The organism is Vannielia litorea (genome assembly GCF_019801175.1).
In the GTDB taxonomy this organism is placed as follows: domain Bacteria; phylum Pseudomonadota; class Alphaproteobacteria; order Rhodobacterales; family Rhodobacteraceae; genus Vannielia; species Vannielia litorea_B.
In genome coordinates this window covers 700,813-719,132 of the sequence record NZ_JAHVJR010000001.1, presented here as the reverse complement: position 1 = coordinate 719,132, position 18,320 = coordinate 700,813, and the positions used below count along the sequence as shown (strand labels likewise).

General features: G+C 59.0%; 9 protein-coding genes and 1 pseudogene. 6 read left to right on the top strand and 4 right to left on the bottom strand.

Annotation, left to right across the window (positions count from 1 at the left end; translation table 11 throughout):
- Window positions 1–76: 76 nt before the first annotated feature.
- Window positions 77–1,816 (bottom strand): sigma-54-dependent Fis family transcriptional regulator, encoded by a 1,740-nt coding sequence (locus KUV38_RS03550; protein WP_222468727.1) that lies wholly within the window; start codon window positions 1,814–1,816, stop codon window positions 77–79.
- Window positions 1,817–2,700: 884 nt separating this feature from the next.
- Between KUV38_RS03550 and KUV38_RS03545 the strand changes: the two genes are divergently transcribed.
- Genes KUV38_RS03545 through KUV38_RS03535 form a run of 3 tightly spaced genes read left to right on the top strand, consistent with a single transcriptional unit; the run spans window position 2,701 to window position 4,562 of the window.
- Entirely contained in the window at window positions 2,701–3,891 is a 1,191-nt protein-coding gene (locus tag KUV38_RS03545) for a tyrosine-type recombinase/integrase (RefSeq protein WP_222468726.1), read from the top strand.
- 51 nt (window positions 3,892–3,942) lie between these two features.
- Window positions 3,943–4,203, top strand: a complete 261-nt coding sequence (locus KUV38_RS03540) for a hypothetical protein (protein WP_222468725.1) — start codon at window positions 3,943–3,945, stop codon at window positions 4,201–4,203.
- A 47-nt stretch (window positions 4,204–4,250) separates the two neighbouring features.
- A complete protein-coding gene (locus KUV38_RS03535; RefSeq protein ID WP_222468724.1) occupies window positions 4,251–4,562 on the top strand; it encodes a hypothetical protein in 312 nt (103 codons plus the stop codon).
- A 230-nt stretch (window positions 4,563–4,792) separates the two neighbouring features.
- Here KUV38_RS03535 and KUV38_RS03530 read toward each other — a convergent pair whose 3' ends face one another.
- From KUV38_RS03530 to KUV38_RS03520, 3 genes and pseudogenes are all read right to left on the bottom strand, one after another.
- The gene (locus tag KUV38_RS03530) at window positions 4,793–9,661 is read right to left on the bottom strand and encodes an ATP-binding protein (protein ID WP_222468723.1); all 4,869 of its coding nucleotides are present in this window, start codon (window positions 9,659–9,661) and stop codon (window positions 4,793–4,795) included.
- 405 nt (window positions 9,662–10,066) lie between these two features.
- Window positions 10,067–10,309: pseudogene (locus KUV38_RS03525) on the bottom strand (transposase); the annotation flags it as partial.
- Window positions 10,310–10,395: 86 nt separating this feature from the next.
- Complete coding sequence (locus KUV38_RS03520; RefSeq protein ID WP_222468721.1) at window positions 10,396–11,088, bottom strand: hypothetical protein; 693 nt, start codon at window positions 11,086–11,088, stop codon at window positions 10,396–10,398.
- 2,020 nt (window positions 11,089–13,108) lie between these two features.
- Here KUV38_RS03520 and KUV38_RS03515 point away from each other — a divergent pair.
- From KUV38_RS03515 to KUV38_RS03505, 3 genes are all read left to right on the top strand, one after another.
- Window positions 13,109–15,547, top strand: a complete 2,439-nt coding sequence (locus KUV38_RS03515; protein ID WP_222468720.1) for a M10 family metallopeptidase C-terminal domain-containing protein — start codon at window positions 13,109–13,111, stop codon at window positions 15,545–15,547.
- A 199-nt stretch (window positions 15,548–15,746) separates the two neighbouring features.
- The gene (locus KUV38_RS03510; RefSeq protein ID WP_222468719.1) at window positions 15,747–16,361 is read left to right on the top strand and encodes a hypothetical protein; all 615 of its coding nucleotides are present in this window, start codon (window positions 15,747–15,749) and stop codon (window positions 16,359–16,361) included.
- 1,352 nt (window positions 16,362–17,713) lie between these two features.
- On the top strand, window positions 17,714–18,124 hold the full coding sequence (locus KUV38_RS03505; protein ID WP_222468718.1) for a response regulator: 411 nt from the start codon (window positions 17,714–17,716) through the stop codon (window positions 18,122–18,124).
- Window positions 18,125–18,320 lie beyond the last annotated feature (196 nt).

Below are 18,320 nucleotides of genomic sequence, written 5' to 3'. Positions count from 1 at the left end.
CGACAATCTGGCGATTTTCACTGTCTTTGAGCTTGCGGCAGTGCAGCATGTTGCAAACGCAACGCCGTGCAACGGCTCAGCCGGGCGCGCGCAACCCTTCCTTGCGGACGCGGCGCAGAACCGTCGAGCGGTTCACCCCCAGCCTGCGGGCGGCGCGGGCCATGTTCCAGTTGCAGGCGTCGAGCACGGCCTCGAGGTCCGGCTCCGCCTCAGTTGGTTGAGGTGGCGGGGGCAGATCCGGCAGGTCGATGACGTTGCCTTCTGCCATCGCGCAGGCCACGTCGAGCACATTGCCCAGCTCGCGCAGGTTGCCGGGCCAGTCACGGGCCATCAGCTCGGCGCGGGCCGAAGGCGTAAGCCGCCACTCGCCGCCGCAGCGCCGCCGCAGCAGCCGCTCGATCAGCCAGCCCAGATCCTGCCGCTCGCGCAGCGGCGGCAGTTCGCACACCGCCCCGGCGAGCCGGTGATAGAGCGCTGGAGGCAGAGACTCGTGAGACATCAGATCACTGGGCGTCAGGCCGCTCGTGCTGATCGGGCGCAGCTCGGGGTGCGCATCGAGAAGCCGGGGCAAGGCGCGGGCGGCACTTGCGGAAAGATCCTCGATCCGTCGAAGCAGCAGCGTCGCTTTGCCGGGCTGCGAAGCGATCAGCCGGGCTAACTCGCCCGCCTCCAGCCCGGCACACTCCACTGTCAGAAAGCCACCGCGGCCGGAGGCCATGTGCAGCGCACGGGCGAGCTTGGTCTTGCCGCTACCACTCTCACCGCTGACCACGAGCGGCACGGATGTGGCCGCCAGCCGCTCCGCCCGAGACAGGAGCCGCTCCATAACGGGATCGCTGCCCGCGAGCCCGGTCACGACCCCTATGCCGGCGCGCGTGATTACCGCCCCCTGAGGGCGGCGCGGGGCCTGCGGTGCAATCGCGTGACCGAAGACCGCACCGCCATCGCCCAGAGCGACCACGCGGTCCTCCGTCGGACGGTCACGCATGAGGTCGGGCAGATCATCGACGCTGATCCCCAGCAGACTGTCGATCCGCTCTCCGATCAGGCTGCCCTCGCGCGAGAGCATTCGCGTGGCCGCATGGGTCGCACCGATCACCCGGCCCGATCCGTCGAGGGCCAACGCGCCTTCCGGGTCCACGTCAAGAAACTCCGGACTGGACGAAAACCGCAGCACCCATTCGCGGCGGCTCGCCGCCATCAAGTTGGCCATTTCGACCCGCCGCGCGGCCGCGGTCACGAGCGACATGGCGAGGTTCTGGCTGCTCTTCGGCGAGGGTGACCGTAGCAGCGAGATGTCGAGCACCGCCGCCATCTGACCAAGGCTGTCGTAGATCGGCGCGGAGGTGCAGGACAGCGCGGTATGCGCGTTGCCGAAGTGATCATCCTGATGAACCGTGACCGGCTCGCCCGTTACGATGCAGGCACCCACGCCGCAGGTTCCGGCAAGATCCTCGGACCAGTTCGACCCCAGATAAAGGCCGGCCCCGCGCAACTCATCGGCGAAGAGACTGTCGCCAAAGAAGTCGACGCAGACGCCTTTGGCATCGGTCAGCAGCAGGACGTAATTCTGCCCCGCGACCTGTCGGAAGAGGTTTTGCAGGCTGGCACGGGCCGCGCCGATCATCCACTCGGCCTGATCGCGATGGGTCCGAAGCTCGGCATCGGTTACGATATGCGCGGGCTCGGCGCGCGCGGGGTCCATGCCGTAAAGCTCGACGCAGCGCCGCCAGGACGCATCGACATAACTGTCACGCCCGGTGGCCCGGCCATCCAAAACCTGCGCGATTTCCTCCACGTGATGTCGTTCGAACATCGGAACATTCTCCTGATACCAAGTATACAGTCAAATGGTGCGCACCCGAGGGGCGACTTTGGTCTGAGGGTATGGGGGCGGTGTGGCCCTGAAGAAATGCGGGTTGTGTTGGGTGATGATGCCAGGGAGATGAATGCGGACCCTTGCTCGAGGTGTCAGGCAACACCGATGTCCGGTGACCTTACCCGCGTCTCAACGCCACCTTCGATGTTGAGGGGTGAATACTATTCATTGATCACGACACCCGCTCACATCAAGCTGTTCGGAAACGGCCGAAATTTCTGCAGAGCCGACTTTCGTACAGAGAGAGTTCCGCACGATGAACGTATGTTCTATTCGGCGACACTGCCCCTCATCTAGTAGAACGACTCGTCCGGGATCGGCGTGCTTTGGTAAAGAGCTTCCCGTCCCGAAGCGCGTGCGCTTTGAAAGGTGTGCGTCCAATTCTCCTGCAGGCCTAGCCATCGCTGCCTATCAAACTGAGTCAGTTTGATTTGGAATGAGATCGAGCGTTACCAGACTAGAAAAATTGGACGCCAATTTGGACACTCATCCATGCGCCAAAACGGCACGTTCCAAACTTCGTCAGTCACGGGATTTTCGGAAGCACTCGCACGAAGGCGCGCAGAAGCCATATCTCCCGGCGCCCGCACGTAGCCGTAACGGAGTTCCTTAGAGCGCGGAAAATAAAGATTTGTATGGTGCCCCCACACGGACTCGAACCGCGGACCCACTGATTACAAATCAGAGTGCAATATGATCGGTACCCCTTGGACTCTAGAATTTTTTACTTATTTATAGCATGTTATCCTTGCTGCCCCTTGACAACAGAAGACGCAAGGCGCACCTGATGCACAAGAATTGTCGTACACGAGACGTACACCATGCCCTCAATCAAGCTAACACAGACCGCCGTCAAGGAAATTGAGGCCGACCCGATGAAGCAGTTGCTCTTCCGGGACACCGAAGTCCGCGGGTTGGCCCTGAGGATCACCCCCAATGGCCACAAGGCTTTCGTATTTGGCTACTCGGTCAATGGTCGGGAACGCCGCATGCGGATCGGCGACGCAAGTACTTCCACCGTAGCTGAGGCCCGAGAGGCGGCGAAGAAACTTCGGCGTGAAGTGGAAAACGGCTCAGACCCCCAAGAGCAGAGGTTGGAGAAAGCGAATGCTCCTTCCATGAAGGAACTATGGGACGCCTTTCAAACCGACCACTTTCCGGACATCTCCGAAAAGTATCGGACGGAGCAGGTTTCCTACTGGGATCGGCATGTCCTTCCTGCCTTCGGCAAGCTTAAGGTGGCCGATCTTAAGCGTCAGGACGTCGTTGCTCTGCATAGGAAAATCGCGGAGGGAGCCCCAACCCTTGCGAACCGCGTCCTCGCATCGATCCGGAAAGCCCTCAGCTATGCGATCACTCGTGGCTGGATCCAGGACAACGCGGCATCAAAGATCAAGCAGAAGCGGGAGACCAAGCGGAAGCGCTACCTCTCACCCGAAGAGATGGAACGGGTGGCGAGCGCCTTGCACCGCATGCCGAACCGCAAGGCCGCCGCCGCGATCTCCCTACTCTTTCTGACGGGGGCCCGCCGGTCCGAGGTGCTCGGCGCCCGCTGGCGGGAGTTCGACATGCCCCGCGAAGGCAGCACTGCCGTGGCGCGCTGGAACAAGCCGGCCGACCGCACGAAGACCCGCACCGACATCAGCATCCCGCTGACGGCGGAGGCCGTCGAGGTCCTGCGCAACCTCAAGGCGGAACAGGATCCCCAATCCGAGTTCCTCTTTCCCACAAAGTCCGGCACTCCCATGCAGGACGTCAACGGCCCCTGGAAGTGGCTGCTGCAGGAGGCCGACCTGACGGATTTTCGCCTGCACGATCTCCGGCACAGCTACGCGTCGATCCTGATCAGCAACGGATTCGATCTGCCAGTTGTCGGTCATCTCCTCGGCCACTCCCAGCCGCAGACGACCGCCCGCTATGCGCACTTGATGGATGGAGCACAGCAGGCCGCCACCGCTGTCGTTGGCTCCGTCTGGAAGAACCTGGCTCCGCCCGCCGACACCGATGGCTGAGTCCGCCGCTATCCCGCAACAACGCCCTGCAACCCCTACGGAGCACCTCCGATGACCACCACCGGCCCCCGCACCAACACGCCCCAGCAATCCATCCAGAACATGCTGTTGCTCGTAGACGAGCTCTCGCGTCTGCTCGCCGTCGAGCTCGATTACCACTACGAAGACAAGGACGCCAAGTTCATCGGCAGCGGAGTCGAGTGCCTGATCGCCGCCAGCACCCTCCTGAAGGCCAACGGCCTCGCCCCCAGCGACGCATGTTCCCACTCCATCCGCCGCTTCTACCGCAAGACCACGGACAGGCTGTGCTGATCGAGCACGGCCCCGACGTAACGGCCACAAGTTCAAGGAGCACGACTATGGACCGCGAGAACATCATCCTCGTCGAAGTCAAAGCAACCTATGCCCTGACCCCGGACCAGGCACGGCACGCAGTACAAGTCGCGACGGCCCTTTACCCGAGGCTTTCTGAGCACGAGCGGTCAGTTCCAGGTGTCGACCGCGATGGCACTCCAGAATGGGACCATACGGATCTTCTGTGCGACTACCCTGAAGTTTGCCGGGACCTAGGCGTGGAGATGATGGAGCAAGTCGCAAGGAAACTGGATGCTGAGGAGGCCCAGAAGTTTCTCAGTAGGTGGCCGAACACAGCGTTTGATGCTTCACTCTGATTGCTTGGTGGTCGGGACAACTTAGTGTAATGACAACGTAGCCTCTTGTGACGCTTGCGGCCCAAAGCTGCCAGTGAGCAATCTCCCAGTGGACGACCGCTTCGCGCCCTAAATGCCGCCGTTCGATGTATGAGAAAGCGCCCCCGAAAGCGGCCGTTCGCTTCGTCTGAAACCTCGCAAAGCCCACTGGGTTGGCTAGATCTCCCGCGATAGCGGGGGTCGGCTCACCGTCAGCGAAGCAGGTCGGGGAGTTCGTAGAGCAGTTTCAACGCGTCCAACCAACCGACATCGGAGAACAGGCGCAGGATCTCGACGAGTGCGGAGCGGCGCGTGTCATCCTCGAAGATCGAGCGGTGATCAGCGATGTAGCGTGTGATCATCCGCACAATGACCGGTGCGGCAAGGTTTTCATGGTGATAGCCTTCGCGCGCGGCCGGTCCGGTCAGCAGCGCGTGCAGCGCGTCGAACACGCCGGCCGGATCACCCGGGATCAGAAATTCATAGAGTTCGACAAGGTGATGATGCGTCGAAGGTTCGTGCGAGGCGGCAAGCAGCGCCAGCATCGGGCGGTAATCGTCGAGGAACCGGCGCATGGTCTCCGTAGACGTGAGTCCGGTCGCCGCTTCGCGATTGTCGGCATGTGCGCCCGAGCCGAAATAGAGCTGATTCATCAAGTGACCAATGATCGACTCCGCAGCCTTATAGGTGGCGATGGCGGCATCACGCGCGTCGCCGTCGACCTCGTCTTTCGTGACGGCGGCATGGCTGGCCACCGCTGCCGTCGAACAGGCCTCAACAATGATCATTGCCGCCCGCTGCGAACGATCGGAGAGTCGGGCGTCGCGCTCCTCGCCACTTGCATAGCGGGTGAAGAACGCGCCGCGAAGCATCGACAGGAACGCGGTGAAATACTCGCAATGCGCCGCCGGATCATCAGCCCAGCTCGTCAACCACTCAAGGGCGACTGGCTCTTCCTGCCAGCACCAGAGCTGCGCAGTGAGGCCGCCAAGTTGCTCGGCAACCTCGTCGCGACCTGGCTTGTCGTCACGCTCGACTGCCTCGCGGCGGGCACGCACGATTTCGATGATCTCTTTGCACTTCTCGACGTCGTGCCAAGTGAAGCGCGGAATGACATGGTGCAGGAAAGAACTCAGCACTCCAGTGTGGGGCTCGTCGCGGGCGACCTGCTCGGCAAGTTCCCACATATTATCGATCGCAATGCGGCTCAGCACCTGCAGGCTCTGCGCCGCCTGCAAGCGGACCTGCGGCACTGGATCGGCGAGGATCGCATCAAAAATCTCGACGATCTCTCCATAGGTTTCGCCGAAGCGGTCGGCGAGCGAGACATAGGCGCCGGCCGCATAGACGCGGACCTCCCAATTGCCCCAGCTTAGGCTGGAATCCCCGCCGTCATTTTCCTCCGCTTCCGGGAAGCGGCTCGCCCAGAGCCGGCGCAGCACCGTAAGCAATTCCTCGATTGGCGGCATGGCATCGACACCGGACTCATAGGCCTTCGCGCCAGCGATCCGCTCCACAGCATTGCTGATATGGCCCCAGACCGGCTGCTCGACCTTAGCGTTCAGCGCGTCGGCGTTGGCATCCCAAAATGCGATCGTGGCTTGAACCTCGGCCCACAGATCCGCAAGCGTCGCCGCATCGTTTGCCAATGGCGTTGCCTGCACCTTTTCGTAGAGTGCCTCGGTACGTGACAACATCTGTGCATCGATGCCATCGTCGACGTCCACAGCCTCGCTGGAGAGTTGGTCGCGAGTGACGCCGCGGTCCGAGCCCCGACACACAGTCATCAAGCGGGTCGGCGGATTGCCCAAGAGTTCGTCCGCCGCGACCAGCTCATCACGAAGCGCGCGCATCGGGTCACTCGCGATGGCATCCGCATCGATCAGCGACAGAAGCCGGCTGAGTGTGCGCCGCCACCAGGATTGATCCGCCTCGTCGGTAAAAAGATCGGGCCGCAACGCCTCGACTTCGAACGCCTCGCGCTCTTCTATCGAACGAGAGGGATAAACAGTAGCCAGGAACCGCACCGCGTCACGAACAATGTCTGCATGCACCAGGATCGTGACGTTGCTGGCGAACGGCCAGAGCAAGTCGCCGACCTCACCGACGCGCTCGGCGCCGACGCCTAGAATTCGCGTCCATACGGCCGGCCCGGCATATTCGCTCGCGGCTGCCACGACCGTCGCGGCGAACGCTTCGGGCGAGCAGGCACGCAGATGCGTAACCAACTGCGCGAGGACATCGTCATCCTGCGTGCCGTGGCGCGCCTCGCTATCGTCCCACGCCTTGAACGTGTAATCGCGACCCAGCAGATCGAATGGCGCTCGCTCCACAATCGCCACCCGCTTGCGATCATCGCCGAGCGGCATCGCACGTTCGGTCTCGCCAAGCGCCGCTTCGACGATCGCGCGCGTGCCGAGCGGCACCGACAGTTCGAGCAGCCGCGTCACGCACCGACCAAGATTATAGCGGCAATGGCGGTAGTCCTGACTGCGGCTTGACGAGAGCGGCATGATCCGGCTCGCCTGCCCGCCGAAATGAGAGGTACTGCTGTCGGTGATGTCGCGCGAATATAGGACGCGGTAGATTTCGATCGTGAAGTCGGGATCGACCCGCGCGATCGGCATGATCTGCTCGGAGAGCCAGGTGGCTTCCCGATCAGCATGTGCCGAAAAATGCGGGTCGCGAAGCATGCGGTCGAGCAGCGTGCGCGATGCGGCGGGATCGGACGCGAAGCTCTTGCTGACGAAACGGATTGAGTTGGTCGCGGTCTGCTGCATTGGCGGATCGGCAGCCCAGGCAAAGGCAAGCAGCGCCCGCGCCGCGCGGCCGAAGACATCGAGCAGCTCGGCCTCGGCGATATCGCCCTTGTCAAACATCGTGTGGAGCAGGAAGCGCGTCGCGTCGGAGAGGTCACGCGATCCCGTCGCAATCGCGGCATCAGCTACTTGCGCCCAGGCAATCGCCTCGCTCGCTACGATGGTGCCAGACGTATCGACCGCAAGCCCGACAAAGCGGGCCAGCCGCGAAAGCATCGTCGCCAGCGCTTCGTCATTCGGGCGAGTCAAAATCAACGCGACCAAACCAGCGACATCGGACGGCGCCGCCACGCGCTCGATCGCGGTGCGGAGAGCGACATTGGCCAGCACCGGATCGACAGCCGCATCGGCATAGATTTCTGCGACCAAGCGCCAGACCAGCGCCTTACCGTCGGCGTCGTGGCGCCACAGCCGCTCGATAGCGAAGCGCAGTGCTGGCGCCAGCATCAGCGCGATCGAGCTGTCGCCGCCCAACTGTCCTATCAGCCGGGTTGGATCATCCCATTCAAGAAAGAAGCGGCCGGCGACGTGATCGAACAGCACATGATGGGCAAAGCTCACGAGATCGCCGGAGCCAATGAGGACGCCAGTCTGGATCACCATGTCGAGCTGGCCGTGCCCGACAACGACCTTGCGCACCGCAAGCCTGCGCCGAGAAACCATTGCGCCGACGGTCGCTGCCGCGGCCTCATGCAATGCGGTGCCCATAAGTCGGCCATCCTCATAGGCATCAATCAAATCGGACTGAGTGGCGACCGTGCGGATGCTGTCGGGCTTGGCGCCATCGGCCAGCAGTTGCGCAGCGAGCGAGAGGTTGAAGACGTTGCGCAGCAGGTCGTGTAGCTTCTCAGGCGCGGCGGCGAGCAAGGTGCCGAGATCGGCCGCAGCGGCGCCCGCGGCATCGAGATCCTCCTTTGCCAGTCGCGGCACCTGAAAATGCCGGACGTTGGCCAGACCCGGCTCCGCAAAGGCCGGGTCGGGTGGCGATCCCGGCATCGCGTCGCGAAACCGGCGCCCATTGCGCAGGTCGAAACTGCGGATCGACGCGATGATGGTCCAGTCCGTTGCCGAAGCGCCAAGCGTCTCGATCAGCTGCGCGAACACACCTTCGGCCGGACCACCTCGCGCGGCGTCGAGCGCATCGATGATCAATAGCTTGGCGCCCGAACCCGGCGCCGCGCTCAGCACCTCGACCAGCGGGTGCTCCAACCCCAGTTCGGACTGAAGATTTGCCGCGATGCCGACACCGGGAAAGCGGTCGACCGAAAGGAACACAACCGTATCGCCGGCCGCGCGTCTCGTTTCGGCTAGCATCACCAGCGCACCGGTCTTGCCGGCCCCTGGTTCGCCAATGACAATCAGCGAGCCGGAATCGACCGCTGCGCGAAGCGGGCCGTCGCTGGCACGGGCAATAGGGATGCCGCCCGCGATCGGCAGGCGGGTGTGCCCGGCGAGGCGCGCAAGCTCGGCGCCGGTCGCTGCCGACAATCGGCCAAGATCGGCGGTATAGTCAGCCGCGCCCACATCCTTGTGGCCGAGCCGGCGAAGCTCGCGCAGCAATCCGGCACGATCCGCAGGCGCGCCGTTGCCAATCATGCTACGGATAATGCCCTTCAGATCGCGCAGCGGCGCGTCGCCGGACGCTTGCGAGCCGTAGAGCCTCCCACCGATCAGCCTCGACACCTCGCGCCAATTCTCCTCACACTCGTTCATCGAGAAGCGAGCTATTCGGAACAAACGCGCCATCATCACGAGATCATCGTCGGTCGGTGGCGTCGCAGACATCGAAGCCCACGCGATCCGGGCGTGCCTCTCGAACAGATCGAGCGCGTCGCGCTCCGCCAACGACCGCCCGGCCTTGGTGGTGGCCCAGCTTCCGCCAAGGTCGAAAGCGCGACAACCGCGTTCCAGCACGTCGAGCGTGCGCGGCGCATCTGCTGCGACCGCCAGCACGGCGCGTGCCTTCGCCGGATCGATCGCGACGCCGGCATCGCGCGCGTCGATCATCAGCAGCGCGAGCTGGCTGATGGTTTTGCCGAGCGGGCTCTTGGGACTTTTCGCAAGGCCCGCGCTGGTCTTGCTCTGCAGGTCGATGCGGCTGGCGTCGTCCTGTTCCAGGCGGATGTCGTCGAGCCCATCGCCGGTTTCGAGCTGGATCGAGACCGGCAATGCGGTGTTGGCAAGGCCGAAACGCCCACCGACCGGCATCCGCGCTAGCAGATGGGCAGCAAGCCAAGTACCGACCTCTGCTTGGAAGTCCATTCCGGCTTCGGTTGCCCGCCCACCCGCGTTCATTCTAGATGTCGGTGCGGTTTCGCTAGCCAATTGCGCGCGCCCCTTCAAGATATAGTGTTACCCAAGATATTGTCGGAACTGGCCAAATCTGCAACGGGGCTATCTGCGGAAGATCAAAGCTGCCGCCCTCGAGCGCCAGTAGATGCCAGCCCGAAACCGGCCGTGCCCGCCGAAAATGCGCAGATGTCCGCTTTCACGATACTCTGACCTGAAAGCGACCCGTCCACTCTCGGCCCCATTTCGGTCATTCGTTTGAAGTGCAGCGAAAGTCGGTTCTACGCCCTACACGACCAAGTCTGCTCCCGGCCCTTTGCAAACCTTCGCCAACACGGCCATCACTGCGGCCCGTCTCCCCAAAGCCGCCGTTCATGGCGCCAGGCCCGCAAAAATTCGGGCGAAGACGCCCCTGTTGCTCCGCCGCTTCCAGCGGTTGCAGAGCGCTTTTCGTCGGCCATAGACCGCAGGCGCACCGCACCACCTCAGGCCACTGCGATTGGTAAAGATAATCCCGCTCAACACGCGCCGAGCACCGACGCGAGGTTCACCACGTGACTTCGAGAAGAAGTGCTCAAGGCGCACCTTCTTCACATTTGATAGCCAAAAAAGAGCCGACATGTTCACCACTCGGATATCCAACCGTGAAACCCGACCATGCGTCTAAATCAATTGGTCCAGCACCTACAACAAAACTCAATATCCTTTCATGCACTTCGCCTAACCCTTAAGCATTCCACCTCGCTTAAACCAGTCGGCCCCCAGTCTCGATTGGCCGCCATCGTAGTATTGGCCGTACGTTGGGAAACGATGAAAGCCATTATTGCGACCGAACCTTGGGGTCGATAGATTGAGTTGAATGTTTGACGTGCATTGGAACCGCGGAGTTCTGCCGAACGCAATTGATTTAGCTCTATCAACCAGAGTGAGCCAACGACGGCTAAATTCCAGAGCGCGCACACTTGCAGCGAAATTCCTGTCATGGTGTGGATCGCATTGGGGCAACCAAAGCGGTAAAGTAGCCCCAAACTCGAATTTTCTATCGCCTCAAGGATGTACTCCTTGACGATGTGTCTCTGCTTGCAGCGCATGAAGAGGGGCGATGCCGAGTTATCATCGTAGTCATCCACGCACTCTGCCAAGACCTCCAAAAGCCCCTGAGGCATAACCACGTTGCCGACAAGAGCCACTCCTGTTCTTAACCAGTTTTCCAGAAGTGCCTCAACGACATCAAAAAGGCCTGAAAACGAAAATGCTCCGTCTGCCCGTTCTTGAATTATGATGCCCCTGTTTAGGGTGGCCCAACTCGGCCATCCCATCTGACTTGATATACTTTGCACAATAAGGTCCGCTTCGGCGTCATGGAGCGGGGTTCTCCAAGGGTCAACCCATAGGTTCATGCAATGAATCCTTAGCTAGTGTCCTGCTAGACCCTAACCTTACCGTCTTTAGGGTTCATTAACTGGCCGGGCGGATTGCGAGACGTATGGTGGGATAGGTGAAGCGAGCGAGATTCCTTAGTTGGCACAAGGACCCTCGCGCAGCGGCTTGGCTAACTTTGGTCGGCGACTGCTAAGCGTTAGATTAACCTAAAATGCACTGTGCCGGTCGAGTGATAGCCTCCAATAGCGAACCGTGACGAGGTGGCGCTACAGTCACAAGTAGTGAACACTTGGCCACTGCAAGGGTAGATCAATCCCGTGCATTGTCACAACGTCTAATGCCTGCCAAGGCTGCAGGGCCTATCATCCCTTGCCAGTAACGCTACACACTCCGCTTGAGGCCGAAAATTGTCGAAGTTCGGGCTCGTTGCGAATGCTACGCACCCAGCAAGTTCACACCGACCTTTGTGATCTTGTCCTCATCGGGAACCTGCTGAACCCAGATGGGGTATTCCGTCCGGTCCACACAAAAGTCTCTTCCTCACTTATTGTTAACCTATTTATCACATCGTGAATTCGGCTCACTGCGATTGGCCCAATAAACTCATCAACTATGCGAACGTGCAGTTTGAACTCTTCGCCGGAACCCTGCCCCTTTGGCGCAGGGTTCCGGGAAACAATGAGCGCGGGATCATGGGTTGGAGGCGACCAAACGGCTTCTGATCGTTGTGCAACGCGCTTCGCTTGGTGCGAGGTCAGAGGTTTTAACCCAGGGTTCGTAACTTGGCTCACAAAACGGCCGTAATTATATGCGAACGGTTCTACCCTCCCCACGGATACATCGCCTAACGTGAGCTTTGCGATGGCCCGCCGGTAAGCATTTTTAAGCACGCAAAGGCGACGTCCACCAATCAGCAGTCGCATCTAGAAACACTCGAGCTTGGCATTGGGACGACGATCCTTCGCATAGACTCTGCCTGCGAAACGGTATACCCTCATCTCCTGTGGGAAGGTGCTCGAGTTTGATTGAGGACCAACATGGTATTTGAGATCTTTTGCGCACAAAAATGCCTGAAGTGCGGCGGCATTCTGACTGCCGAGCCCGAGCTCTTCAAGGATTTCTATCTTCGTTGCGATAGGTGCGGAGCCTTTTCAGGGCTTGTTTCAGATAGGCGTTACGTTTCAGAGCCACACGGGCTTTACCGAACTTCAGACTATCAGACGCTCCAGTGCGCCAATTGAGCTCAGCACGCGTTTGGGAGTGAACTCTACTTGGGTCTAGCGCACGGTGCTCGGGTTCTGCCGTTATCCGCAACCACATACAGGGCAGCTTGGCGCCGATAGTGAGCCATTTGGCGCCCTGTCGCTTGGTTCCTGACGCAAATTTGCGATTGCTTCACGAGCGACGTGAGGAGCTTTAATTCAGTGGTGCTTCATGCAAGCTTTAGGCGCGAAAGCCTTGGTAGGCGGCGAATGCCATGTCTGTCTGCTCGCCGAACTGACTATGATCGAGCATTACGCACTTGCCACGGGAATCGCACTCGTGCTCCTTCGAAGAACACTTACAGGCAAGCGTGTTTTGATCGCTGTCCGCAGCTGACTGGAGTTGGCCACCCTTAGTCCGCGAAAGAAATGGATGTCCACACTAATGCCTTATGCATGTTTGGCGTTGGACGTATGGTCGATTGCCCTCACGCTCAACAGCCGACATATCCATTCTTTGGTTCGCCCGATAGCAATCGTCTTCAAGATACGAGGTAGCGTGCCGGACAGCCGGAAGGCGCGTCCTGACAGATCTCACCGACCCTCCGCAGTTTGGCGAACTTCCGGTCTACCTTGGCTCCCGGTTTGATTAGAGTTGCGCAGGTTCTCCACGATCTCGCCCTCATCTCAGAAAACCAGCTCCTAGATCCAGTGCCACAGATCGTCCCACAGCGACTCTTGCTCATGGAGTTGCAGACACTTTGGAATGCAGGCTCGCGCACATCTCACAGATACCGCCAAGCCGCATCCAATCAAGACTTAGTTGGGGGCCAACATGGCGACGATCGATATCAACTTCACCATCAACACCGATGCTGCAACTGTCGATGCAGACCACTTCGGCGTGAACCTGCTCTACAGGGATGAAGAGTTTGCTGATGTAGACGGAGGCGTAATCGAAAGCCTTGAAGCTCTAGGAACAACCACTTTGCGCTGGCCTGGCGGCGGCATCACCGAGAGTGACTTCACAATGGATGCGTATGACATTGTGTTCATGGAGAAGTTCAGCGGGCACGCTGACCAGAACGGCGATGGCGTAACGGTCTTGAGCTTGTCGAACTTCCTAGCCACTGCAAGTCAGGTGGGGGGCGCGGCGTCAATCGTGATCCCGACCATCGACGGTTTTGGAGTCAGGGCCGGCGAAGCACTGCTGTCGGGGGTGTACGGGGAAAGGACCGTTAGCGAGGCCTACCTTGAGTTGGTCAGTGACTATGTCATGACAGTGCTTGAACTGGCCGACTCTCATGGAGTGCACATAAAAACGTTTGAGATCGGCAACGAGTTCTGGCTTGGCGGTCAGATGACCGCCGAGGAGTACGGGCGGCTCGCGGCAGAAACAGCGCAGGTTGTCGATGAAGCGATTTCTTCGTTCGAGCCAACCAACGGCAGTCAGGAAACCGGCATAATCGTACAATCGACGCACTGCGCCGGTAAGTTCTCGCCCAAGGTCGCGAGCAAGATTTGGGTGAACCCGAATGATCCAGATCAGCTCTCTTCCGTTGAAGTCCCTGGCTTCACTGAGATCGAAATTCCCGGGCAAGGGAATGCGCGAGTGCAACTAGAAGCGCTCATCGAACAACTGAATGCTTACGTGTCGCCGGAGGGAACAGGTGCCAGTGAGGTTATCACAGGCATCGTCGACCACTACTACGAAGACACCGGCTTGGAGGGGGTCGATAACGGTGACTATAGCCTCTACATGTTGAGCCTTTGGGAAGAGCTGCTTGATCGCCCGGTCGACCTTCCACAGCTTGAATTTCACATTACCGAGTGGAACGCACGGGCCAACGCTAGATTTGAGGACAACCGTGGGCTTGCTCAAGCGTCCATGATTGTGGAGCAATTCTACGAGATGATAGTCAACGGAGTGGATGCAGCGCAGATCTGGCCTCTCCGTCACGAATGGTCCGTCGAAGACACAGCCCTTACCGGTTACGACGTGGGGGGACTCCGCATTGCCGGCGAAGCATTCGCCATGATGAGCGAGTCATTGACCGGCACCAGTGCAATCGGAGATTTTGAAGCCTTCGGCGTTGATGTCCATGCGTTTGGCACTGTTGACCTAGATTGGGTGGTGCTCTTTGCGTCAGACCGAACCGGCGAAGGCGTGACTGATTTTGAGCTGGCTCTCGAAGATCTAAACTCGGGTGATCGATACTTCGTCGTTGCGACCTCGCTTGGTGTTAGCGAGGGCCAAGATCCTATGTCATCCCAATCGGATCCCGACATCGAGTACACAAACGGCTACACCTCTACCATCGAAGCGGTTCAGATCGACTTGGATGCTTGGGAACTCGCACGAGTCGAGATGGCGGTAGTTAACAACGAGAAGAATGTCATCCAAAGCTACGACGGCAACGATTACATCGCTGTGTACGGTGGCGATGACATTGTGTCGTCCGGTGCCGGTGATGACTACGTAACAGGTGGTGCAGGCAACGATATTCTCCACGGTGGCGAAGGTGAAGACACGCTGCTTGGAGGCAGTGACAACGATTTGATCGACGGGGAACTCGGCAACGACGTTTTGGACGGAGGCGTTGGCCACGACACTATCTGGGGCGGAGAGGGCAATGACGACATTACCGGCCACCACGGTCATGATTTGATCTTTGGTAACGACGGAGATGACGCGATTTCCGGGGGTGAAGGAAATGATCAGCTTCTCGGGGGTCTGGGTGCTGACCGAATTCACGGGGACGAAGGTAGTGACCACCTTGACGGTGGGTTCGACAACGACTTTGCCAACGGTGGCGCCGGCGACGATATCGTATTTGGTCGAATGGGCGACGACCAACTTCGAGGTGGAGAGGGTTCCGACATTATCGATGGAGGAGAAGGCAGCGATATTCTGATCGGTGGAGACTGGAACCCGGGCGATGACCACTGGGCTGGAGATAGCGCTGCAGATGTCTTTGTCTTTAACGATGTGGAAGACAGCCTCGCCGGAAGCGAACGAGACTTGATCCGAGACTTCGAAACCGGGATTGATCAGATCGATCTGAGCGGAATAGACGCAATTGCCGGGATAGCGGACAGTGAATTTGTGTTCGTCGGCAGCGATGCATTCTCCGGCGTTGCGGGCGAACTGCGTGTCGACTCTTTCAGTTGGGGCAGCATCGTGTCGGCTGACGTCGACGGTGATGGTGTGGCCGATATGCAGATCAAGCTCCAGGGGGCCGATTATGTCTCCGTCGATGACTTCATCTTGTAGCTCTTGAAGTGAGATGCGTAGTGGCCAGACAAGTAGGCTAGCTCCGCTGTACATGATGATGCCAAACTGGTGGCTCAAGTGGCTGCGGGCATGTCTTCCACTTGCCGCTATCGCCTGTTAACGAAATCTCAATAACCGAGAGAAAAGATAAGCCTCCGAAAGCATCAGGTCTTGTATCGCGTTTAAAGCGAGCACATCCATGGCGGAAACGCGAGAATTCACCCTAAGCCTTCACCTCCTGCACGATTTGGATCGTGCAGAGTGGCTAACAAATAAGTTTATTGTAACATCAACCAACCGGCGTTGGCAGACACTTTTTGAGCAGCCAATACCTTTGACCTCTGCATTCGCTCGTGAATTCGTCGATCATCTCGAACCAATTTTGCAGCGTCATCACGACCGAACTTTCGTTGAGACACTTGATGACATCATCTGCATCACTGGGTTGGTCATAGCGGAACTTCGATTGGTTCCACTTGGCTCATTCTCTCGCACAACTGCGCTTGAGCTAAAGGTTGGAAAGGTCTTTGGTTGCCCAGAGTTGATGCTCCATGCCAGGCACAGACTGTCAACGCGCTCATCGTCGAGTCTCGATCATACTCCAGTCGCCATGCTGATTGAGACCTTGGCACCTTGCATCGCAGCACTTTCACCTTTGGAAGACGTCAATAGAGGTGCCGCAGAAAGGTCCAACGCTTGGCAAATTTTGAGTGAACTGCGCCTGTCGCGCGCTCAACTTGAAGCGTGTCTCGAGCTGTTGGCAAGGTCACAGTACGGCGAACTTGGCTCTTGTTGCGAAGCACCCAAAAAATGAAAGGATGCGCACCGCGAACTGTCAGACGCATCGGAGCCAGGTCTCCGCTACACGCGTCGGCTACGCGCCAAACTCATTGATTGTCAAAGCCAGAGAATGACGGGGGCCACGGGAACGACGCCGGAGAGTAGGACCTTTGAGTATCTGTCGCTACGTGTCGGTAGGCGCTGCCAGTCTTTCAGCCTTCCCGCTTGCAGCGCTTGCTACCTATTGGCAATGAGGCCTGACCCGAAGGCCGAGGCACGCGTCCAGATGCACCAAACCATGGGCCTGATGGATGTCATCGCCAGGCTAAGACCGCACAGTTCTGCATATCAGGCGCAGAACGACACTACATGTATCGCTCCACAATCATTTATCTTTTGCAGGGCGGAATGCCGCAACGTGCAATGCAGGGAGCGCAGATCTGGGCGGCGGTTATAAATTTTGCCATCGCGGCATTGGAATTGCCTTGGCTCGAAAGTTCGCGTCCTTGATGCTCAAAGATTTGCGCACGAGTACAGGGCGTACCCTCGGCAGGACGGACCGGAGCGATATCAAGCATTAGATTCTTTCCTTTGATCAGTTGGGGGCCGTGTAGGTACCAGTCCAACGCGATCTAAGGTGAAAGGTTTTGCTCGGCCGTAGGCTCACTGGCACCCAACCACTTAGTGAGCGAAGCGCATGCCTGCATCCCATCAAAGGGCCGCGCGTGTAAGCAAGAGATCGCAGGCGGTTTGATGTTGCTCCGGTGCATAGTCTTCCCCTAGGTGCCGTTTCTAACTGGCTTCAATCAGGTCTATTGCAATGACGGGCCAGCAATCCCGCCAGTCACCCGCTGATGAATGTCTACCAGCAAACACTCTCATGGTTAATTTAGGATTAACTCGGATCCGACGGGCCTGGCGGCTACTGAGCAGCTTACCGGGGTGTGGATCCGCGCCTCTATGAGCGCGCTGCCATCTAGCAAAAAGTTCTCTGGCAAGAAGCGTCACCGGCGCACCCAGGCGCTGCAGTCCTTCTTGCTGGCAGTTTCAAATGTCTCCGTTACCCAACTTGTCGTTTTGCAGACCACTCCGCAGTCTTGTTATGGCACACGCTTGTGCCGTCATCTCACGAAGGCTCGCCAGCCGCGTCTTAGCAGTGATTCAATTGAGACTATCGCTCTCGCGGGTCGCCGCTCTACTCACTTCGTAGCCATGGCAAAGCAGCGTGGCGTTTTTGTAAGACGTTCACCGCACGATGCAGGCGATTCCACAATCGCTCCACCGCAACCTTTAGTCCGCGGACAGTTGTAATGAGCGAGCAGGAACATCAAAGTTTGGGGTGTCAGGGGCACGAGCCCGCTCGCTGACGGCGAAGGGGGAGACGACTTGGTCCACATTGTAATCCTCGAGGACAACCAAGCCTTCGGCGACATGATGCAAATTTCGCTAGAGGAAGCTGGATACAGCGTGAGGCTGTTCGCCACCGCCGACGAATTGTTACAGTCGTTTGACAAAAAGCCTGCAGATGTACTGATTGCCGACATGATCATTAGGGAACAGGGCAAACCAACTCCTGAAGGTGGATTGACCACTATATTTCGCGTGAGACAACTCGCGCTGCGTATGGGGCGAAGAGTGTACTCAATCGCTATATCGGGCGCGACGCGACATCCCGGAATGCAGGACATTCTGGGGCATGCACGGACTCTGGGCGCCGACTGGGCGTTGCAGAAGCCCTTTCATCCAAGTGAGTTGATCGAGCTCATCGACAAGCTGGCTCTGGACGAACGACGCTGACTAGGCTCAGGTAAGAGGTGAGGACTCCGACATTGGGACAGATATCGTGAAGGATCGATGCAGATTTTCCCTCCCAACTCTCGAGCACCGTGAGGCTGTTCGCCCTTAGGCCCACTTCAAAATTTGGCCTGATGTTCTCTAGCTACATCGTCAGCACAGTTAAGCATTTCTTTACCAACTTACATCCATAAAGCAG